At 60.7% G+C, this 18,704-nt stretch carries 18 protein-coding genes; 14 read left to right on the top strand and 4 right to left on the bottom strand.

What is annotated here, in order from left to right; translation table 11 throughout:
• Nucleotides 1–23: 23 nt before the first annotated feature.
• The gene (locus VGL01_RS08040) at nucleotides 24–1,076 is read right to left on the bottom strand and encodes a 4-hydroxythreonine-4-phosphate dehydrogenase PdxA (RefSeq protein ID WP_331568326.1); all 1,053 of its coding nucleotides are present in this window, start codon (nucleotides 1,074–1,076) and stop codon (nucleotides 24–26) included.
• Between the two features lie 174 nt (nucleotides 1,077–1,250).
• Here VGL01_RS08040 and VGL01_RS08035 point away from each other — a divergent pair, with 174 nt between their 5' ends.
• From VGL01_RS08035 to VGL01_RS07995, 9 genes are all read left to right on the top strand, one after another.
• The gene (locus VGL01_RS08035; protein ID WP_331568325.1) at nucleotides 1,251–2,192 is read left to right on the top strand and encodes a LysR family transcriptional regulator; all 942 of its coding nucleotides are present in this window, start codon (nucleotides 1,251–1,253) and stop codon (nucleotides 2,190–2,192) included.
• 141 nt (nucleotides 2,193–2,333) lie between these two features.
• Nucleotides 2,334–3,437, top strand: coding sequence for a porin (locus tag VGL01_RS08030; protein ID WP_331568324.1), 1,104 nt, complete (start codon nucleotides 2,334–2,336; stop codon nucleotides 3,435–3,437).
• A gap of 27 nt (nucleotides 3,438–3,464) precedes the next feature.
• Entirely contained in the window at nucleotides 3,465–4,952 is a 1,488-nt protein-coding gene (locus tag VGL01_RS08025; protein ID WP_331568323.1) for a sugar ABC transporter ATP-binding protein, read from the top strand.
• 27 nt (nucleotides 4,953–4,979) lie between these two features.
• Nucleotides 4,980–6,038 carry an ABC transporter permease gene (locus VGL01_RS08020; RefSeq protein WP_331568322.1) on the top strand — a complete coding sequence of 353 codons (1,059 nt, stop codon included), beginning with the start codon at nucleotides 4,980–4,982 and terminating at the stop codon, nucleotides 6,036–6,038.
• 30 nt (nucleotides 6,039–6,068) lie between these two features.
• Nucleotides 6,069–7,223 carry a substrate-binding domain-containing protein gene (locus VGL01_RS08015; RefSeq protein WP_331568321.1) on the top strand — a complete coding sequence of 385 codons (1,155 nt, stop codon included), beginning with the start codon at nucleotides 6,069–6,071 and terminating at the stop codon, nucleotides 7,221–7,223.
• A 41-nt stretch (nucleotides 7,224–7,264) separates the two neighbouring features.
• Nucleotides 7,265–8,197, top strand: coding sequence for an SMP-30/gluconolactonase/LRE family protein (locus tag VGL01_RS08010; RefSeq protein ID WP_331568320.1), 933 nt, complete (start codon nucleotides 7,265–7,267; stop codon nucleotides 8,195–8,197).
• 44 nt (nucleotides 8,198–8,241) lie between these two features.
• Nucleotides 8,242–9,132 (top strand): YncE family protein, encoded by an 891-nt coding sequence (locus VGL01_RS08005; protein ID WP_331568319.1) that lies wholly within the window; start codon nucleotides 8,242–8,244, stop codon nucleotides 9,130–9,132.
• Nucleotides 9,129–9,941: a cytochrome b561 domain-containing protein gene (locus tag VGL01_RS08000; RefSeq protein ID WP_331568318.1), complete on the top strand. Its 813-nt coding sequence runs from the start codon at nucleotides 9,129–9,131 to the stop codon at nucleotides 9,939–9,941. The genes VGL01_RS08005 and VGL01_RS08000 overlap by 4 nt, the downstream gene beginning before the upstream one ends.
• The gene (locus tag VGL01_RS07995) at nucleotides 9,938–11,413 is read left to right on the top strand and encodes an MFS transporter (RefSeq protein WP_331568317.1); all 1,476 of its coding nucleotides are present in this window, start codon (nucleotides 9,938–9,940) and stop codon (nucleotides 11,411–11,413) included. The genes VGL01_RS08000 and VGL01_RS07995 overlap by 4 nt, the downstream gene beginning before the upstream one ends.
• Here VGL01_RS07995 and ltaE read toward each other — a convergent pair.
• From ltaE to VGL01_RS07980, 3 genes are all read right to left on the bottom strand, one after another.
• Nucleotides 11,308–12,372 carry a low-specificity L-threonine aldolase gene (ltaE, locus tag VGL01_RS07990; protein ID WP_331568316.1) on the bottom strand — a complete coding sequence of 355 codons (1,065 nt, stop codon included), beginning with the start codon at nucleotides 12,370–12,372 and terminating at the stop codon, nucleotides 11,308–11,310. The two genes, VGL01_RS07995 and ltaE, sit on opposite strands and share 106 nt — an antisense overlap.
• Nucleotides 12,369–12,632: a hypothetical protein gene (locus tag VGL01_RS07985; protein ID WP_331568315.1), complete on the bottom strand. Its 264-nt coding sequence runs from the start codon at nucleotides 12,630–12,632 to the stop codon at nucleotides 12,369–12,371. The genes ltaE and VGL01_RS07985 overlap by 4 nt, the downstream gene beginning before the upstream one ends.
• 552 nt (nucleotides 12,633–13,184) lie before the next feature.
• Nucleotides 13,185–14,081, bottom strand: a complete 897-nt coding sequence (locus tag VGL01_RS07980) for a LysR family transcriptional regulator (protein ID WP_331568314.1) — start codon at nucleotides 14,079–14,081, stop codon at nucleotides 13,185–13,187.
• Between the two features lie 141 nt (nucleotides 14,082–14,222).
• Here VGL01_RS07980 and VGL01_RS07975 point away from each other — a divergent pair, with 141 nt between their 5' ends.
• The 5 genes from VGL01_RS07975 (at nucleotide 14,223) to VGL01_RS07955 (ending at nucleotide 18,683) form a co-directional block, all read left to right on the top strand.
• Nucleotides 14,223–15,131: an NAD(P)-dependent oxidoreductase gene (locus tag VGL01_RS07975; RefSeq protein ID WP_331568313.1), complete on the top strand. Its 909-nt coding sequence runs from the start codon at nucleotides 14,223–14,225 to the stop codon at nucleotides 15,129–15,131.
• Between the two features lie 87 nt (nucleotides 15,132–15,218).
• The gene (locus VGL01_RS07970) at nucleotides 15,219–16,145 is read left to right on the top strand and encodes a VOC family protein (protein WP_331568312.1); all 927 of its coding nucleotides are present in this window, start codon (nucleotides 15,219–15,221) and stop codon (nucleotides 16,143–16,145) included.
• A 1-nt stretch (nucleotide 16,146) separates the two neighbouring features.
• Nucleotides 16,147–16,524, top strand: coding sequence for a YciI family protein (locus VGL01_RS07965; protein WP_331568311.1), 378 nt, complete (start codon nucleotides 16,147–16,149; stop codon nucleotides 16,522–16,524).
• A gap of 6 nt (nucleotides 16,525–16,530) precedes the next feature.
• Entirely contained in the window at nucleotides 16,531–17,478 is a 948-nt protein-coding gene (locus tag VGL01_RS07960) for a fumarylacetoacetate hydrolase family protein (protein ID WP_331568310.1), read from the top strand.
• 47 nt (nucleotides 17,479–17,525) lie between these two features.
• Nucleotides 17,526–18,683, top strand: coding sequence for an ABC transporter substrate-binding protein (locus VGL01_RS07955; RefSeq protein WP_331568378.1), 1,158 nt, complete (start codon nucleotides 17,526–17,528; stop codon nucleotides 18,681–18,683).
• The last annotated feature ends 21 nt before the right edge of the window (nucleotides 18,684–18,704 follow it).

Here is an 18,704-nt window from a genome sequence, read left to right as displayed (position 1 = left end):
ATCGCTACGGGGAGCGTCCGCCGTTATGCCCTGACCGCCTCGATGGATCGCCGATGCGCGGCGCCCATGCGGCACGCGATTTGGAATGCTTGCCAGGTCGCGCCCACGTCGGCGCGGCCGAGCCCGGCGATGTCGTAAGCCGTGCCGTGTGCGGGCGTCGTGATCGGCACGGGCAGTCCGCCTTGCACGGTTACCCCGCGTGAGAAGCCCATGAGCTTGATCGCGATCTGTCCTTGGTCGTGATACATCGTGACGATCGCCTGGTATTCGCCGGACTGCGCCTTCAGAAAGATGGTGTCCGCGGGGAACGGCCCATGAAACGGCGTATCGGTCGGCCACGCTCGAGCCTGCAGCTCGCGTACGGCGGGCGCGATGACGTCGATTTCCTCGCGGCCGCATACGCCGCCGTCGCCGCCGTGCGGATTGAAGGCCGCAATCGCCACCTTCGGCGATTCGACGCCGTTATCGAGCAGCGACCTGTAAATCAACTCGGAGGCTTGCACGATGCGATCGACATTCACATAGGCCGCGGCCTCTTTCAGCGGTACGTGCGAAGAAATGCGAGCGGTCCAGAGGTCGCCGAGCGTGTTGAACTCGCAAAAGTAATGCTTCACGCCCAGATACTCGGCGAAGTGGTGCAGCTCGTCCTCGTGCGTGAGCCCGCCCAGCTTCATCGCATGCTTGTTGAGCGGTGCGAAGACAATCGCGTCGACATGGCCCGCGAGCGTCGCGTCCATGCAGCGGTCCAGCACTTGCAACACTGAGCGGCCGCCGGCCGCGCGTGCTTGACCGATCACGACCTGCGCTTGCTCGACCGTATCGATCGCGATGAAGGCAGGACGTTGCGTCGATGGGCGATGGCGCGCATCGGCGAGCGAAGCGATCGGCTCGACCTCGACAGACACGTGCGCGAGCCGCTGGCCTTCCTCCCACAACCACGGGTCGCCGATCAGCACGATATTCGCGTGCATCGCCGCATCGGGCCGGGCGAGCAGCTTCGCGATCAACTCGGGACCGATGCCGGCCGGATCGCCGAGCGTCAGTGCGACGACGGGAAGCGGCGATGCGCTGCTCATGCGCTCACCTCGGCCGAATTCGTCCGATACCGGGCGGCGTGATGTTCGATGGTCATTCAGGATCTCCTTGAGTCGGCCGTTCGTCGGCCATGTCATACAGGGTTGATCCTAGGTAGACGCACCCCTTCCGTAAATTGAAAACTCTTGATGAATCGATAACCACAGGTAATCAGCTTGGGCTCCATAGATAGAAAAGACTCGACGCCGCAATTGCTGAACCGGCTGCGGATGAGACAAATCGCACTGCTGCTCGCTGTCGAGGAGTGTTCGACGCTGCGCGGCGCTGCAGCCCAGCTCGGGCTCACGCAGCCGGCGGCGACCAAAATGCTGCACGAGCTCGAAAGCGCGCTCGGACAGCGGCTCTTCGAGCGAACGGGGCGAAGTCTTCAGCTCAATCCGGCGGGCGAGCGTGTGCTCGGTTATTTCCGCGGCATTCGCGGCAGCATGGAGTCGCTCAATCGCGAGCTGGCGGAGTTGCAGCTAGGCAGCGCGGGGAGGCTCGTGATCGGCAGCATCATGGCTGCGACGCCCGGGCGTTTGACCGAGGCGCTCGTGCGGCTGAAGGCGCGCTTTCCGTTGTTGGCCATCGAAATTGCCGTGGATACGAGCGATCGGTTGATGCCGCAACTGCACGAAGGCGTGCTCGAGGTAGTGATCGGGCGAGACGCACACGAACGCAGCGAATACTTGTTTCGCACCGTAGACGACGAGTCGCTTGCCATCGTCTCGGGCGTCGACCATCCGCTGGCTCGGCGTCGTGATCTCGATTTCGCGACGCTCTCCGAGTACCCATGGATTCTGCAGCCCACCGGCAGTCCCGCGCGCGACGTCGTCGAGCGTGAGTTCGGCGAGCATCATCGTCCGATGCCGCGCGGGCTCATCGAAACCGGATCGATCCTCACCACGATGAGCTTGGTGTCGCGCTCGCAAATGCTCGGCGCGATCCCGGCTACCGTGGCCCAGGTCAATGCCGCGCATGGACTCGTGGCCGCGATCGACTACGCCTTCCGTCACAAGCTGCCGTCATACGGCAGCATCATCCGGCGCGATCGGCCGTTGAGCGCCCCGGCGCGCCACTTTCTGCAGCTTTTCCATGACGAGTCGGAAGCCGCGTAGTACGTGCGCCACACGACGTTCACACACAATCGCTTATAAACACAGGTTATCGATCGCTGAAAACTTTTGATTAGCGCGGCAACTGTCCGGCGTCCACACTTGCAAAAAATTCGATGTACCGAAAACAAGCAAGGAGACGTCATGAGAAGTGCTGCACTGCTCGCCATTCCCATTTCACTTTTCGCACCGCTGGCAATGGCGCAAAGCAGCGTCACGCTGTACGGCATCATCGACAACGGCGTGACATATGCAACGAATCAAGGAGGCGCCCACAGCTGGCAAGCCGTCAGCGGCGTAGTGGCCGGTAGCCGCTGGGGCTTCATCGGAACCGAAGACCTCGGTGGCGGCATGAAAGCCATCTTTACGCTCGAAAACGGCTTCGACGGTTTCTCCGGGCAAGCCGGGCCGGGCGGACGCGAGTTCGGACGCCAGGCATTCATGGGGCTTTCGACGCCGTATGGAACGGTGACGCTGGGCCGCCAATACGACCTCGTGGTGGACTACATCCAGCCGATTTCTTCCAACGGGCGTTGGGGTGGCTGGTATTTCTCGCATCCCGAAGACATCGATAATACGGGCAGCGGATTTCGCGTGAACAACAGTGTGAAGTTTGCCAGCGCCAATTACGGTGGCTTCACGTTCGGCGGTCTTTATAGCTTCGGCGGCGTGCCGGGCAGCTTTTCGCAAAATAGTGTGTGGAGCATCGGCGCAGGGTATGCACGCGGACCGCTTCAGCTCGCCGCCGCCTATTTGAACGTGAAGAATCCGGCTGTGGCCGTCGATGGCTACGTCAATACGCCGACCTTCACGAACGTCATCTACGGCAACTATCTCGCTCAGGCATCGAGCCAACGCGTGGCCGCGCTGGCAGGCTCATACGCGTTCGGCAATCTCAAGGCATTGCTCAATCTTTCGCATACTGTCTTCGCAGCGGGCGATGCCGGGCACAACGTCGCATTCGACAATGTGGAAGCTGGTGCGAGTTATCAATTCACCCCGGCGTTCTTTCTCTCCGGCTCCTATGATTTTCTTGCCGGGAAGGACGATGCGAACGGAGCCCGGCCGAAGTATCACCAGCTCGATCTGATTGCCGACTATTTTCTCTCCAAACGCACCGATACCTACGTGATGGCGGTCTATCAGCACGCCGCCGGCGATGCGACGCAAGCGCAGATCACAGGGTTCGACGCGTCGAGTGGCGCAAATCAACTTGGCGTGCGAATGGGCCTGCGTCATACGTTCTAGACGCGGGTCCAACACGAGGAGACATGGATGTCATCGCTACTGTCCTTCAACAACGTGACGAAGCGCTTCGGCGGCACGCTCGCCGTCGACAACGTCAGTCTCGATATCGATGCGGGATCGGTGGTCGCCCTGCTCGGAGAGAACGGCGCGGGCAAATCGACGCTGATCAAACTACTCGCCGGTGTCTATTCGATCGATTCGGGATCGATCACGTTTCGCGGTGCGCCGCTCACGGGCGAACGATCGCGTGAGTCCCTCGCATTCATCCATCAGGACCTCGGTCTGATCGACTGGATGAGCGCGGCGGAGAACGTCGCGTTTGGCTGCGGCTTCGCCCGACGCGGGGGGCTCATCGACTGGCGCGCCGTGCGAAGCCGTGCCGTGGAAGCGCTCGAGTCGGTCGACGCGGATATCGATCCCGACACGCCGGTCAGCGAACTCACACGAACCGAAAAATCGTTGCTTGCGATCGCGCGGGCTTTGGCCACGGACGCCCGCTTGATCGTCCTGGACGAGCCGACGGCCAGCCTGCCGCAGGACGACGTCGAGCGTCTGTTCACCGTGCTCTCGTCGCTGCGCGAACGGGGCGTCGGGATGATCTATGTCTCGCATCGCCTCGATGAGATCTTCCGAATCGCCGATCGCGTGGCGGTGATGCGCGATGGCCGGCTCGTCGGACAGAAGCGTATCGAGGAGACGAGCCCCGAAGATCTCGTCGGCATGATCGTCGGGCGCAAGCCGCAACCGATCCATGTGCCCCAGATCCGAGGCCGCAAGGACGTCGTTCTCGCACTGCGCGATGCCGTGTTCTGCGACGTGGGGCCCGTTTCGCTCGAGCTTGCCGCGGGCGAGATCGTTGCGCTCGCAGGCTTGCGTGGGGCCGGGCAGGACACGGTGGGCCGCGCGCTCTTTGGACAGGCATCGTTGGACGCCGGCCGAATCGAGCTTTGCGGTGCAACGCTCGACGTTCGGAGTCCCCGGCATGCGATGCGGCAAGGGATCGGGTTCGTTGCCGGCGACCGAACCGGCGAGTCGCTCGCGATGCCGCTCTCGGTGTGCGAAAACTTGTTTCTCAATCCACTCGCGATAGGGCGTGGCTTCTTCCAATTGAAGAGCGCACGTCATGAGCATCAACAGGCATTCGTCTTGACGTCGCAATTCGGCGTGCGTCCGAACGACCCGAGCAAAGCCATCGAAAATCTCAGCGGCGGTAATCAGCAAAAAGTCGTCATGGCGCGCTGGCTGCAAATTGCAACCAAACTGCTGATTCTCGAGGAGCCGACGGCGGGCGTCGATGTGGGGGCGAGAGCGGACATCTACGCGCTCGTGAACCAGGCGCTCGAACGCGGTGTGGCCGTCTTGCTCGTTTCGACCGATTTCGAGGAAGTGGCGAACATCGCGCACCGCGCCTTGATATTCAACCGGGGGCGCGTGATCGACAGCGTCCCGCGTGCCGAGTTGACGATCGAAACGCTGCTGCAGCGTGCGTCCGCCAACGAATGCGCGGTCGGCTGATCGATTTGAAAATTGAAAGGACTCATCATGATTTCCATCCCGCAAACCAAGGATAAATCGTCACCTCGTGCGATTTCGCACGGCCTCTCGACGATCCTGCCCGTGTATGGCCTGCCGATCCTGATGGTGGCGTTGATCGTGCTGTTTTCGATCGTCCTGCCCGATACGTTTCCGACGCGGATGAATCTGAACTCGATTCTGTCGGACAAGGCCATCATTGCGATGCTTGCGTTGGCCGCGATGATTCCGATGTTGACCAACAAAATCGATTTGACGGTTGGCTACGGCATCGTGCTCTGGCACATCTTGACCATCACCTTGCAAACGCGGTTTGGCCTGGCGTGGCCCGTGGCGGTCGGGGTCGTCTTGCTGCTCGGGCTTGGGTTTGGTCTGCTCAACGGGCTGCTCGTGGAGATGGCGAAGATCGATTCGTTCATCGCAACGCTCGGTAGCGGCACGATCGTCTACGCCATTGCGCTGTGGCACACCGGCGGGCGGCAGGTAGTCGGCACGTTGCCGGACGCCTTTTATCGGATCAACGGCGCGGTGCTGTTGGGGCTGCCTATCTCGATGTGGTACGTGATCGCGATCGCTCTGCTGCTGTGGGTCGCCACCGAATATCTTCCCGTCGGGCGATTCCTTTATGCGATCGGTGCCAATCCGCGTGCGGCCGGGCTCAATGGGATTCCTGTGCGCCGCTATGTCATCGGTGCATTCATGTCGTCGGGATTGTTGACGGCCTTTGCCGGTGTCGTGCTCGCATCGAAGCTCGGAATCGGACAAGCAAGCGTCGGCCTCGAATATCTGCTGCCGGCACTCGTCGGCGCATTTCTGGGTTCGACGACGATCCGCCCCGGCCGCGTGAACGTGTGGGGCACGCTCGTTGGCGTGGGCGTCCTGGCGGTAGGCATCTCGGGCATCCAGCAATTGGGCGGCGCATTTTTTGTCGAGCCGCTTTTCAACGGCGTGACGCTATTGGTTGCCATCGGCATCGCCGGTTATGGCGCCCGCCGACGCTCGCAGGCGCCGAAACGCGCTGCATCGAGGACAGCCTCGAACGCGGCCCCTACCGTCAAGCAGAACTGAAGCTCGCGGCATGACGTGGAAAGTCCAACAATGAACAGCAACGGAGACATGACGATGAAGTGCGTGCAGTCGATTCACAAGCCCCTCAACTTGATCGCGGCTGCTGTCGCGGTGCTTGCTTGCTTCACCGTGGCGACACGAGCGATGGCGGCCGACGATTATCTCGCCACGGCGCAAAAGGTCGTCGATGCAGCCGTTCAACCGTCGCCGGCCTGGGACGGCCCGACGACCGGGCCGAAGGCGCAGCCCGACAGGACCATCGTCTACGTGGCGTCCGATCTTCGCAACGGCGGGGTACTGGGTGTGAGCGACGGCGTGGCGCAGGCCGCTCACGTGATCGGCTGGAAAGTGCGCATCCTCGATGGGCAGGGCACGGTCTCCGGGCGCACGGCCGCCATGAATCAGGCGATGGCGCTCAATCCCGCCGGCATCATTGTTGGCGGCTTCGATCCAGCCGAGCAAGCGGTCGTCATTCAGAAGGCCCGCGGCTTGAAGATTCCAGTCGTAGGCTGGCATGCGGGGCCCAAGGCGGGCCCGGACCCGGCGACCGGCCTTTTCACGAACGTCAGTACAGATCCGATCGCGGTTGCGAAGGTGGCAGCCGACTATGCCGTGGTCAAGTCGAACGGCACCGCGGGCGTCGTTGTCTTCACCGATTCGCTGTACAAGGTGGCGGTCGCCAAATCGACCGCGATGGCGAACGTCATCAAGCAATGCAAAGGCTGCGCGCTGCTGGCGGTCGAGGACACCCCGCTTTCGGAGACGTCGACGCGCATTCCGCAACTGTCGACTGCGCTGCTGCAACGCTACGGTGCCAAGTGGACGTATTCGCTCGGAATTAACGACCTCTACTTCGATTTCATGGGGCCCTCGCTTTCGAGCGCGGGCGAAAAGCCGGCCGGCCCGCCGTTCAATGTATCGGCCGGCGACGGTAGTCAATCCGCCTACCAGCGCATTCGCGGCGACCGTTATCAGGTGGGCACGATTCCCGAGCCGCTGATGCTCCACGGTTGGCAACTCGTCGACGAGTTGAACCGTGCATTCGCCGGCGCGCAGCCGAGCGGCTACAGCACGCCGGTGCATCTCGTGACACGGGAAAACATCGCTTCCGACGTCAAGTCGAACAACATCTACGACCCGGCCAACCATTATCGCGATGCGTACCGTCGGATCTGGGGAAAATAACGGCGCGGGCTATTCAGATGTGCAACGAGAGTTCAAAAGAGATGGATGCGATCGAGACGGAAATCACCGTGTATGACGCGCGGGCCAGCTCGCTCTTTGCCCCGGGCGCGATGCTCGAGCGTTTGTGCACGGGCGCGATATGGGGCGAGGGGCCCGTTTGGATCGATGAGGACGCCGCGCTGCTGTGGAGCGACATTCCCAACAATCGGATGCTGCGCTGGTCCGAACGCGACGGAATGACGGTTTGGCGTGAAGGCGTTGAATTCACGAACGGACATACTCGCGAGCGCGACGGCTCCATCCTTCATTGTTCGCACGGGCAGCGAGCCATTGTCCGAACGCGTATGCGTGATGGCGTGCCGTTCGCGGAGGACGAGATCGTGGTCGATCGTTTCGAGGGTAAGCGCCTGAACTCGCCGAACGACATCATCGTTAAACGTGACGACACGATCTGGTTCACCGATCCGCCGTATGGCATCGTGTCCGATCACGAGGGCCATGTCGCTGAATCCGAACTCGGCGACAACTATGTTTTCCGATACGATCCGCGCACACGGACGCTCTCCGTCGTATCCGATTTCATCGAAGAGCCGAACGGCCTTGCGTTCTCGCCGGACGAGTCGGTGCTTTACGTATCGGACACCTCGGCGGCGTTGCGCAGGGACGGTAGCGGCAATCATCACATCGTCGCGTTCGATGTCGTGGCAGGGCGCGAGTTGGTCAATCCACGCATCTTCGCGGTGGTGAGTCCAGGCCTTGCCGATGGCTTCCGCGTCGATCGCCAGGGCTGGGTTTTTACGAGCAGCGAGGATAGTGTGCAGATCTATCATCCTGACGGGACGCGCCTGGCGCGGATCGGCGTGCCCGAGAAAGTCGCCAACGTCACCTTCGGCGGGCCGCACGGCAACGCGCTCTATATCTGCGCATCGACATCCCTTTATCGCATTCGGCTTAATACGAGAGGTGCAACGTGAGCGACGGCGGCACGCTTTTGCTTGTGGAAAAATGCAGTCATTGCGTGAGTTGGTACGAGATCGAATCGGGAAAACGCCTGCATAGCGTCGCGTTGCCTTCGTATCCGCACGAGTTCGTGACGGACCGGGCAAATCGAAACGCGTGGGTCGGGCACTACGGTGTCGAGACATCCGGCCACACAGGCCCGGGCGGTCATTCGCTGTTGCAGATCGACATCGAAGCCGGCGCGCTGACGCGAACGATCGACCTTGCGCCGTACAACCGGATTCATGGCTTGCAGATGGATGAGCGCGACCGTCTGTATGCGCTGAGCGAGGAGAAAGCCACGTTGCTCGTGCTCGATCGGCCATTGACCGACGAGGCGCCACGGCGAGCCGTGCCCTCCGGCGGTATCAAGAGTCACCTGTTCGCGTTGACTAAAGACGGCGCCACCGCTTACTGCATGAATTTGCTTTCGCATACGGTAACGAAGGTCAAGCCGTGGGACCCGTTGGCCGTGCCGCTGGCTTGCCACCCAGGCGATAAGCCCGAAGGGTATTGTTTGAGCGGCGACGAGCGCACGCTATTCGTCAGCAATCGTTGGAGCCAAACGCTGACGGCGATCGATACGGAAGCGATGCAAGTGCGGCAGCGCAGTGCATCCCGCGACGATCCCACACGTATCTATCGCTGGGACGACGAGATGCTGATCGTGACCAACTACGGCGAGCGGAGCTTGTCGCTCGTCGATCCTGCCACGCTTGCCGAAATCGACCACATTCCCATGCCGGCGCGAGCGATTGCGCTGTCGTTCGATCGCGAGCGCGGTCTGGCATTCGTCTCGCAGGATGACGATCGCGTCGGCATTTTCGACGTTCGGACGCGACGGTTCGAAAGTTATATCGCTACGCAGCGCGAGCCGGATGTTTCGAAGGTCATTCGGTCCGCCGAATGAGCGCCGATCTCGTAACGTGGCTGCTGACGCCGATATCGGGGCGCATGGATCACGAACTTCCCGCGTGGACCGCATGGCACGGCAGGGCGATGGTGGCCGCGTGGGCGATTCTGTTGCCGCTTGGCGTGCTGGTGGCCCGCTATTTCAAGGTGATGCCGCGACAAGCCTGGCCGGACGAGCTCGACAACAAAACGTGGTGGCACTGGCATCGCATCTTGCAGACGGCAGGGGTGCTGTCGATGACGTTGGGGTGCTCGCTTGCATTGGGCCGTGCGCATGACACAAGTGCGCTGGCGCAGTGTCATCGATGGTTCGGATGGGCGGTGATGGCGAGCGGATGGGTCCAGGTGTTGGGTGGGGTGTGGCGGGGTAGCAAGGGTGGTGGCACCACTGCAATCGGGCTTGGCGCTTCGAGTGAGGATGCGATGCGCGGCGATCACTACGACATGACGGCGCGACGATATCGGTTCGAGTACGTACACAAGGTTGTCGGGACCGCCGCGATTCTCTTGGCGGTCGTCGTAATCGGGATGGGTTTGAAGCTTGCGGACGCGCCGCGGTGGATGGTGGCCGTACTCACCGTCTGGTGGCTTGCGCTCATATCGGTTGCGGGGCACTTACAGCGCACGGGGCGCTGCATCGATACCTATCAAGCCATCTGGGGCCCCGATCCCATTCACCCTGGCAACCGGATGCGCGTGATCGGCTGGGGCGTGCGTCGCCACTCACGGGAAAGCTGGAAGCGGCGCATGGGCGGAACCGAATATGTGCAATCAATTGAAGACAAACAGGATCGGAGACAGTCATGAACGAAAGAGTTGAGCCGATGACACAAGCATCCGGGCGGGCACGCCGCCGGGTGCGCGCGCATTGGAGCTCCTGGGCAATGCTTTGGATTACGACGTTGGCGGTCCTGATGATCTCGATCGACGGCCAGATCATGCCGGCCGTATTGCCGTCGATCAAGTTTGCCTATGGCCTGTCGAACGTTCAGGCCGGATTCATCAATACGATTTTCGCGTTTGCCTCGATGATCGGCGCCGTGGGCTTCGGTGTGGCGTCCGATCTGATCGGCAGCGGATATCGGCGCGGCTATACGTGGATCGTCGCCTATGCCTTGGCCGTGGTGGGTGGGCTGCTGACGGCGCTGCTGTCAGGGAGCCTTGGATGGTTTCAACTGCTGCGCGTACCGATGGGTCTGAGCCGAGGCGGCGCCGAGCCGGTCAACGTGGCACTCGTTAGCGACTGGTGGCAAAAGGAGAACCGCGGCTTCGCCGTGGGCGTTCACCACACGGGTTTTCCGATCGGCCAATTCCTTTCCGGCGTGTTGATCGCTATCGTCCTGCGTTACGGACAATGGACCGATGCCTTCGCGCTCATTCCGCTGATCGGCGTCGTGATCATCGTGGCGCAATTGGTCGTCGGCACCCGACGCAATCAGGAAATGGCGTTCGAATGGATGCGCGCGAATGATTTGACGACGCCCACCGCTGCGGTGGGTGAAAGAGGGGATTTCCGGCGGCCGATGGGCGCGATCAAGGCGGCGTTTCGCCAGCGCAATACGGGATTGGCGATCGCTTCGATCTTTCTGTTTCTGGTCGCCGAGCTGGGCATCGTCCTGTTCTTGACGTCGTATTTGATCGAGGTGGCCCATATGACGGTTTCGGCGGCGGCCCTCGTATCCGGCGTGTCGGGGTTGACGGGATGGGTGGGACAGGTCGTGTGGGGGACGCTTTCGGACTCGCTGGGAAGAAAGCGAACGCTGATCGTGTTGGCGATTTGCTGTGCGATTTCCACACTGATGCTGTTGCGCATCGACTCCCTCGCCAGTGCGTGGATCGTCCTTCTCATTTGGGGATTGTTCCGCAATGCGCCATTTCCGGTTGCGTACGCGATGGTCATCGATTCGGCGGAGCGGGCGGCCGGCGCGGGAATGGGGCTGATGATCGGGATCGCGTTCGGGGTCGCCGGTATGGTCGTTTCGCCGCTCTCAGGCTACATCATTGGACATGCGGGGTGGACCGTGCATTACGGCAGTCTTGCCGTAATCTGTCTGCTTGCCATCGTGCCGCTGCTGTTTGTGCGGAACAGTGGGGCCGGATGTGCTGAAGCCGTATCGGATGGAAGCGTTCCATCGCTCTTTTTGCGCCGTGAGCCGGACGTTCTGGCTGAACATCAGAACGATGCCGCGGCCTTTATCGCGCGTTCGACATCCGTCCGACTCACATCGAGGTGCGTGACCCAGCGTATGCGGCGCATGGCGCCTTCCTCGCCGCGATAAACGCCGCTTTTCACCTTGACGTCGCTCGCGTCGAGGTGGGCGAAGAAATCGCTGGCGATATGGGGATCGATATCGGTGAAAAGGATGTTGGTTTGCGCCGGATGGGCAGTGAAGCGGCCGCGCAGTCTGACATTGCCCTCGGCGGCCTCGGCCAGGCCACGCGACAGCATGGCTGCATTGGCATGGTCGTCAGCGAGGCGGTGCACGTTGTGCCGCAGGGCATACAATCCCGCTGCCGCCAGCACCCCGGCCTGACGCATGGACCCGCCCAGCATCTTGCGCACGCGGCTCGCCTGGCGGATGAAGTCTTGCGAACCCAGCAGCAGTGACCCCACCGGCGCACCCAGCCCTTTCGAGAGGCAAAGCGATACCGAATCGAAACCGTCGCAGAGCTCCCGCGCACGCTGCAGCGGATCGCCGCCGTCGCAGAGCGCGACGGCGGCATTGCAGAGACGCGCGCCATCGATGTGCGAGCGCAATCCGTGGCGCTTCGCCAGGGCAGCAACGTCGTGCATGTATTCCAAGGACAGCACCTTGCCGCCAAAAGTGTTTTCGGTTACGACTAGGCGGGTGCGGGCGAAGTGAGGGTCGTCGGGCTTGATGGCGGCTTCGATGTCGTGCAGGGCGATGGTGCCGTCGGGCTGGTGCTCCAGCGGCTGCGGTTGAATGGAGCCGAGCACCGCCATACCGCCTGCTTCCCAGCGGTTGGTATGCCACTGTTGGCCGACGATGGCTTCTTCGCCGCGCTGGCAATGCGTCATCATCGCGATAAGATTGGTCTGCGTGCCGCTCGGTGCGAAAAGTGCGGCCTCGAAGCCGAGCATGGCGGCAGCGGTTTCCTGCAGGAGGTTGACAGTGGGGTCTTCCCCCACGACGTCGTCCCCCAGTGGCGCTTCCATCATCATCTGCTTCATGGCAGGCGTGGGCTGGGTGACGGTGTCACTGCGAAAGTCGCTCATGGTGTCGTTAATGCGTGATCGATAGAGAAAATGCGGCGATGGAAGCGGCCGACGGTGTCCTGGTCCAGCGTAAGCGGGTACTCGCGGGAATCGGTGTCGAGGCTGACGACCTCGCCGTTAGTGGTGCTATCGGGGCGCATGAGGGCGGCCGTGTCGCAGCCGCGCTCCGCGAAGCAAGCCGTCTCGTCGAGCGCGCTGGTGAAGTCGTCGGTGATGATGCGGATGCGCATGGCGATCCCGTCGTATCGTTGGTTCGTCAATTCTGGCGGTTTCCACCGGATTTTTTAAGAACCAATATCGAATCAATTTGGCTCATTTATGGTTGCGAACCGTTCATCCAGGCAGTCGCTGCCGGCGCTGGTCGCCCTGGAACTGAACCGATCCGGGAGGGTGCCGGTTTTCCGGCAGATTGGACGGCAACTGCGCGAAAGAATCGCTAGCCGTGCGTTGCTGGCGGCGTTTCGGCTCCCGAGCTCGCGTTGCGGCGCGCTCAGATCGAGCCGTCCTGTCAATCATTTGCTGAAATTGTAGAGGGTAGAAGTCCGGTTGCCGCGACACTGGGTGATGCGGTTTCCGCACCTAAGACGTACTCTTGGACGCAGAGCTACGACGACGTCAGTGCTGACGACTTGGTCAAATAGTTTGGGAACGTAATCACAAGTGCGCCGGCTCAAGCCGCGTTGCCGGATCTGCGTGAGTTTGTCCTTGAGCAGTACGTGGCGCTCTATGCGACGAACCATGCGGTCGGCACTTCTCGCGCGACGACGTCGAACGGCGCGACGAGCGCATCGTCGGTAGCTGCTTCGTCTGATTCATGGTCGGGTCGCTTGAACGTTGACTATGAATTCCCGAAGCCACTTGTTTGCAGGATCGCGATGATACCGATCATGCCAGTAAAGGCCGATTTCAAATCCCGGTAATTGGAACGGGATAGGCTTGATGGTCAGCGCAAAGTGCGTCGCGAGCGTCTCGGCTAGAACGGCGGGCGCGCACCACAAGAGGTCCGATGAAATGACGAAGTGGGGTGCGGAAAGGTACTGCGGCAGCCGCACCTTGATTTGATGCCGGGCGCCCGCTTCGATCAACGCCTTTTCGAGAACCTTATGGCCGCTGCCGGAATACTCTACGAGCAAATGTTCCTGTTCCCTGAAGCGCTCCAGGGTAAGTTCCGATTCTGCCAAAGGATGCTGTTTCCGCATGACGCAGACGTAATGCTGCTGCATGAGCTTCCGACGATGAATGCCGGCTTCGAGCGATGGAAGAAAGCCGAGCGCGAAATCTATCCGGCCACTAGCAAGTCCACCTAGCGTTTCATCCATGGGTACGAACACCGTCCGTAGCTTGATGTGCGGCGCTTCCTCCTGCAACTTCTCCATAAGGGGAGGGAGATTCACAATCTCTCCGATATCGCGCGTGCGCACGGTGAACATGCGCCGAGAGGAGGCCGGATCGAAAACGCTTTTCTCCGCGGAGGTTTTTCGAATCATGGTCAGCGCATCGAGCAACTGTTGCGCGATGGCGCTCGCATAGGGTGTCGGCTCCATACGGCGACTGACCAGCGTGAACATCTTATCGCCTTCCTGATCCCGCAACCGCTTCAGGGCGCTGCTGATCGCGGCTTGTGTCAGGCCGAGCCGCTCCGCCGCCGCGGTGACGGATCTGTCGCACCAGAGCGCTTCGAAAACATACAGTAAGTTGAGGTCTTTCATCAGTTCACGAGTCCACGACACCTACGCCCACGGATTGCCGACCAGAAGTATCAATTTCATTGATACATTGCTTTAACGAATCGGCGTAGTTTAATGCCGGCATGATCATTAGACTGCTGGGAACAACCATGAGGAGGCGCAGTGGACACCCCAGACAGAGTCATCGGCATGATCGGCATCGGCCAGCTCGGACTACCGATCGCGACCAATCTGATTCAGGCAGGATTCCAGGTTGTCGGTTATCGCCGGACCGACCGAGAGGCATTCGTCGCGTGCGGCGGCCGGGCGCTCGACAACGCCGCCGATGTGACAAGGCAAGCCGACGTGCTTCTGCTTTGCCTACCGAGCGAAGCTGCGCTCCTCGACGTCCTGCAGGGCGCTGACGGCGTGCTCGATGCAATTCGGCCTGGGCTTGTCGTCGTCGAGCTCGCTACGTATCGCAAAGCGTTCAAGATCGACCAGGCGAAGCGCATTCAGGAACGTGGCGCATGTGTGCTTGAGGCGGAGGTCAGCGGTTCGCCCCCGATGGTCTCGCAGCACAGAGCGTCTCTCTACCTTGGCGGCTCCGCTGAACTCATCAAGCAATGCAAACCTGTTCTCGATGCGATCACCGCCAACCAGTTTCACATTGGCGAGTACGGTTCGGCTGTCGCGATGAAGCTAATCGCCAATTATTTGGTCGCGATCCATACGCTTGCTTGCGCCGAGGCGATGAACCTGGGAGCCCGCCTCGGCTTCGACCCAGGTACGCTCGCCGAGGTCGTCAAGCACGGCGCGGGTGGTTCCACGATGTTCGCAATACGTGCTCCCATGATGGCCGCGCGTGCTTTCCGACCCGCGCCCGGGACCATCGGCACCTTGGAAAAATACTTGCTGATGGGGCGGCAACTCGTCGATGAAGCCGGCGCCGCTTCTCCTTTGTTTTCGACAGCGGCGCCGTACTTCCTTCGTGCGATCGAAAACGGCATGGCTGAAGAAGACATTGCGGCGGTCATCAAGCTATTGGAGTCGGAATCGCGCCCTGAACGATCGCAAGCCATCCAACCGTGACTGTCGAACAATGCATATCGTCCAAAGGCAAACGGTGCATAGGTTATTTACAGAGGGCTTCTCTCGTCAAGACTGGAGAGCATTGTCATGATTCGTTCGTTGCTTCACATCGGAATGACCGTCCCGGACCTCGAGGTCGGACGAGTCTTTTATGAACTCTTCGGTCTGAGAGCGGGTATATCCGGTAACGACCTTATGTTCCGTTGTCCGGATCGCGCCCAAGACCAGATCCACCTGATCGAAGGGGCAAAAAAGCGCCTGAGCTACACGGCCCTTGGCACGGACGAGGCGGGCATGACCGGCTTGAAAAGAAACCTCGACCGCGCAGGTGTCCGCATCGTGGACGCCCCTTTCGACGTGTCATTCGGCGGAATCTGGTTTTGCGATCCGCACGGCGACTGGATCAACGTGCAGGTGGAAGAACCCAAGCCCTCCCTGGTCGCGATACCGCCGGAAGTGAATGTGCCCGGCCGCTACCGCCGTATTGGCACGCGGGCCTGCGGGCTCGAGTCGCTTCAAAAGAAAGTGGTGCCACGCAGGCTCGGTCACTTGATCAAGTTCACGCCCGATGTCGACCGGTCGGTCGATTTCTATACCAACGTGCTCGGCATGAAGGTCTCCGATCGGGCACATGACATTCTCGCTTTCCTTCGCGGTGCGGCCGGGGGCGATCACCACATCGTCGCGTTTGCCAAGAGCACTCACACCGGATTGCATCATTTGAGTTTCGAGGTCAGCGACATCGACGAGATAGAGATCGGTGCGCAGACCTTGATACGGGCAGGCTACAAGGACGTATTCGGCCTTGGACGACATGTTGGCGGATCGAATTACTTTCACTATATCCGCGATCCTTGGAACAGCCTGGTCGAATATTTCTGGGACATCGACGTCATTCCGGAGGACGACAGTGGCTGGGTGCCGTTGAACGTCAGCCCGGAAGAACTGACTGCCGTGTGGGCAAGTACGCCTCCGCCACCCGATTTCGGGCAGAACTTCGAATTGCCGGACTGACATGGACATCGTCGAGAAGACACAGAGCCTCTTGCAAAAAATGCTGCGAAAGCCCTTGTATGTCGTACAGAGGATCCCAAACGACCTCACGCGGTTCGAAGCGTTTCTGGAGGCCCACTTGCAATGGGCGGTCGAGGCGGAAGGCCGTGGTGTGCTATTCGCTTCGGGGCCTTTCGTCGAAGAGGAAGGTGTCCCCGGCGCGCTCGGCGGGATGTCTGTCCTGCGAGCCGAAACGATGGAGGATGCAAAGCAGATCCTGTCGGACGATCCCTTTATCCGAGAAAAGATTTATACGCCAATTATCAGAAAGTGGCTGCTGATGGAAGGTGAATTGACTGTCACGGTGCGCTTTTCCAATCGCTCATACTCTTTGAAATAACTCCAGATGAAATACCAGCTTTTCACGTATGCGGACGCAACCGGGGCCGCAGGGACGGGTATCGCCGTCAACCAGCGACTCTTCAGTCTAACGGGCGTTGCCAAAGGAAGTCCCCTGGCCGGCCGATCGGTAATGCAACTGCTGGAGCATTGGGATAGCTCGCATGAGCGGCTTTGGGCGGTCGCGAACGAACTGGCGTTATCGCCGCGCAAGTTCATCGCTGAAGCGCTAGATCCGGACAGCATCGTATTCCTTGCGCCGGTGACGGACCCGGGCGCGATCTACGCCGCAGGCGCGAACTATCGCGACCATGTGGAAGCCATGGGGCGTGCGTTCAAACAGACGCTCGTGCTGGATCCGAAGGCCGACGGTATCCCGCCGTGGCACTTTCTCAAAGCCGGCAAGGGGACGCTTGCGGCGCATCGCGAGGCCGTGCGATTTCCCGGTCATACGGCCATGCTCGATTGGGAGGCGGAACTGGCCGTCGTCATCGGGCGCCGCGCATCGAAGGTCAGCGTGGACGATGCCTTGCAATACGTCGCCGGGTATTCCTGCGCGAACGACTTGTCGGCGCGGGACAACTTGCGGCGCGACAAAGTCGATGTCAGTTCACCGTTTAGGTTCGACTGGCTCGGGCATAAATGTTTCGACGGCTCTTGCCCGATGGGTCCGTTTCTGACGCCCGCTGCATTCGTTGAATCGCCCGAGGATCTGAACATCAAGTTGTGGCTCAACGGCGAACTCAAACAGGATTCCAACACCCGCAATCACCTGTACGGTGTAGCGGATCAGATCGCCTATCTGAGTCATCGGCTGGACCTCTACCCGGGCGACATCATCCTCACGGGCACGCCTGCCGGAGTGGGGATGGAAAGCGGCACGTTTCTCAAACGCGGCGATGTCGTCCGCGTGTGGATCGAAGGGCTCGGCGAACTCGAGACTGCCATCGCGTGATCACCCCGACCGGGGGGGCGAAAGATAAGGAGACGCAAGTGAACAAAATGCTATGCGCCGCGCTCGCGGCAGCTATCGCCGGGACAGCTTCCGCGGCAATGGCGGATGTGAAGATCGGCTTTCTCGCGACACTGTCCGGTCCATCCGCCGACGTCGGCCGCGACCAGTTCGACGGCGTCAGCTTGGCGCTGGACCTATTGTCGGGAAAGCTTGGCGGAGTCAAGGCCGTGATCGTCAAGGAAGACGATGAGCAGAAGCCGGAGGTGGCAATCAACGCACTGGGCCGGCTCCTTGACCGGGAAAAAGTCGATATTGTGGTCGGCCTGACTTTTGCCAACGTGATGATGGCGTTGCAGAACCGGATTGCTTCGACGGACATCCCGTTTATCGGAACCGTAGCCGGCCCTTCTTCCGTTGCCGGTAGGCAATGCAAGGCAAACGAGTTCGTCATGTCCTGGCAAAGCGATGCACCGGCGGAAGCGATCGGAAAATACCTCAGTGACAAAGGCATTAAACGGGTGAGTACGATGACCCCGAATTTTATCGGGGGCAAGGACAAGATCGCCGGCTTCAAGCGCTTCTACAAGGGGCAAATCGTCGATGAGATCTATACGCCACTCAACGAGCTCGATTTTTCCGCCGAGTTGACCGAACTTTCCGCTTCCAAGCCGGAGGCGATCTATGGATTCTTTCCGGGTGGGTTAGGCGTCACGTTCGTTCGTCAATACCAGCAGGCTGGGCTGCTTTCGAAGACGGCGCTCTATACCTCCAACACGATTGAGGGTTCAGCCGTGGATGCCATGGGGACGGCTGCGTTGGGCTCAGTCGTGGGCGATTCCTGGACCCCGGGCGCGCCCAATCCGCAATCGAGGCGATTCGTCGAGGCGTTTCAGAAGCGCTTCGGCCGGATCCCCTCCAGTTACGCGGCATTCAGCTATGACGCGATCATGATGCTCGACGCGGCCGTGCGAGACGTGAAAGGAAACACCGCGGATCACAAGGCATTGACCGCATCGATCAAGAGCGCTCGATTCGCCTCGGTGCGCGGCAATTTCCGGTTTGGAAGGAACAACTTTCCTATCCAGGACTACAGCATCTATCAGGTCGTCCGAAACTCGGTGGGTAAGCCCGGCTTCAAGCTGCTCGAGGCAGACGTTTTCAAGGATCACGGAGACGCCTATGCACAGCAGTGCAATCTGAAATAGGCGTTAGCGAAGCAGCCGATT

Source organism: Trinickia sp. (assembly GCF_036503415.1).
In the GTDB taxonomy this organism is placed as follows: Bacteria; Pseudomonadota; Gammaproteobacteria; order Burkholderiales; family Burkholderiaceae; genus Trinickia.
This window is presented reverse-complemented; position numbering and strand designations above follow the sequence as displayed.

Coding starts and splice junctions, on each gene's coding strand:
- VGL01_RS08040 (WP_331568326.1), bottom strand. CDS start 1,076: ATGAGCAGCGCATCGCCGCTTCCCGTCGTCGCACTGACGCTCGGCGAT.
- VGL01_RS08030 (WP_331568324.1), top strand. CDS start 2,334: ATGAGAAGTGCTGCACTGCTCGCCATTCCCATTTCACTTTTCGCACCG.
- VGL01_RS08025 (WP_331568323.1), top strand. CDS start 3,465: ATGTCATCGCTACTGTCCTTCAACAACGTGACGAAGCGCTTCGGCGGC.
- VGL01_RS08020 (WP_331568322.1), top strand. CDS start 4,980: ATGATTTCCATCCCGCAAACCAAGGATAAATCGTCACCTCGTGCGATT.
- VGL01_RS08015 (WP_331568321.1), top strand. CDS start 6,069: ATGAACAGCAACGGAGACATGACGATGAAGTGCGTGCAGTCGATTCAC.
- VGL01_RS08010 (WP_331568320.1), top strand. CDS start 7,265: ATGGATGCGATCGAGACGGAAATCACCGTGTATGACGCGCGGGCCAGC.
- VGL01_RS08000 (WP_331568318.1), top strand. CDS start 9,129: ATGAGCGCCGATCTCGTAACGTGGCTGCTGACGCCGATATCGGGGCGC.
- VGL01_RS07995 (WP_331568317.1), top strand. CDS start 9,938: ATGAACGAAAGAGTTGAGCCGATGACACAAGCATCCGGGCGGGCACGC.
- ltaE (WP_331568316.1), bottom strand. CDS start 12,372: ATGAGCGACTTTCGCAGTGACACCGTCACCCAGCCCACGCCTGCCATG.
- VGL01_RS07980 (WP_331568314.1), bottom strand. CDS start 14,081: ATGAAAGACCTCAACTTACTGTATGTTTTCGAAGCGCTCTGGTGCGAC.
- VGL01_RS07970 (WP_331568312.1), top strand. CDS start 15,219: ATGATTCGTTCGTTGCTTCACATCGGAATGACCGTCCCGGACCTCGAG.
- VGL01_RS07965 (WP_331568311.1), top strand. CDS start 16,147: ATGGACATCGTCGAGAAGACACAGAGCCTCTTGCAAAAAATGCTGCGA.
- VGL01_RS07960 (WP_331568310.1), top strand. CDS start 16,531: ATGAAATACCAGCTTTTCACGTATGCGGACGCAACCGGGGCCGCAGGG.
- VGL01_RS07955 (WP_331568378.1), top strand. CDS start 17,526: ATGCTATGCGCCGCGCTCGCGGCAGCTATCGCCGGGACAGCTTCCGCG.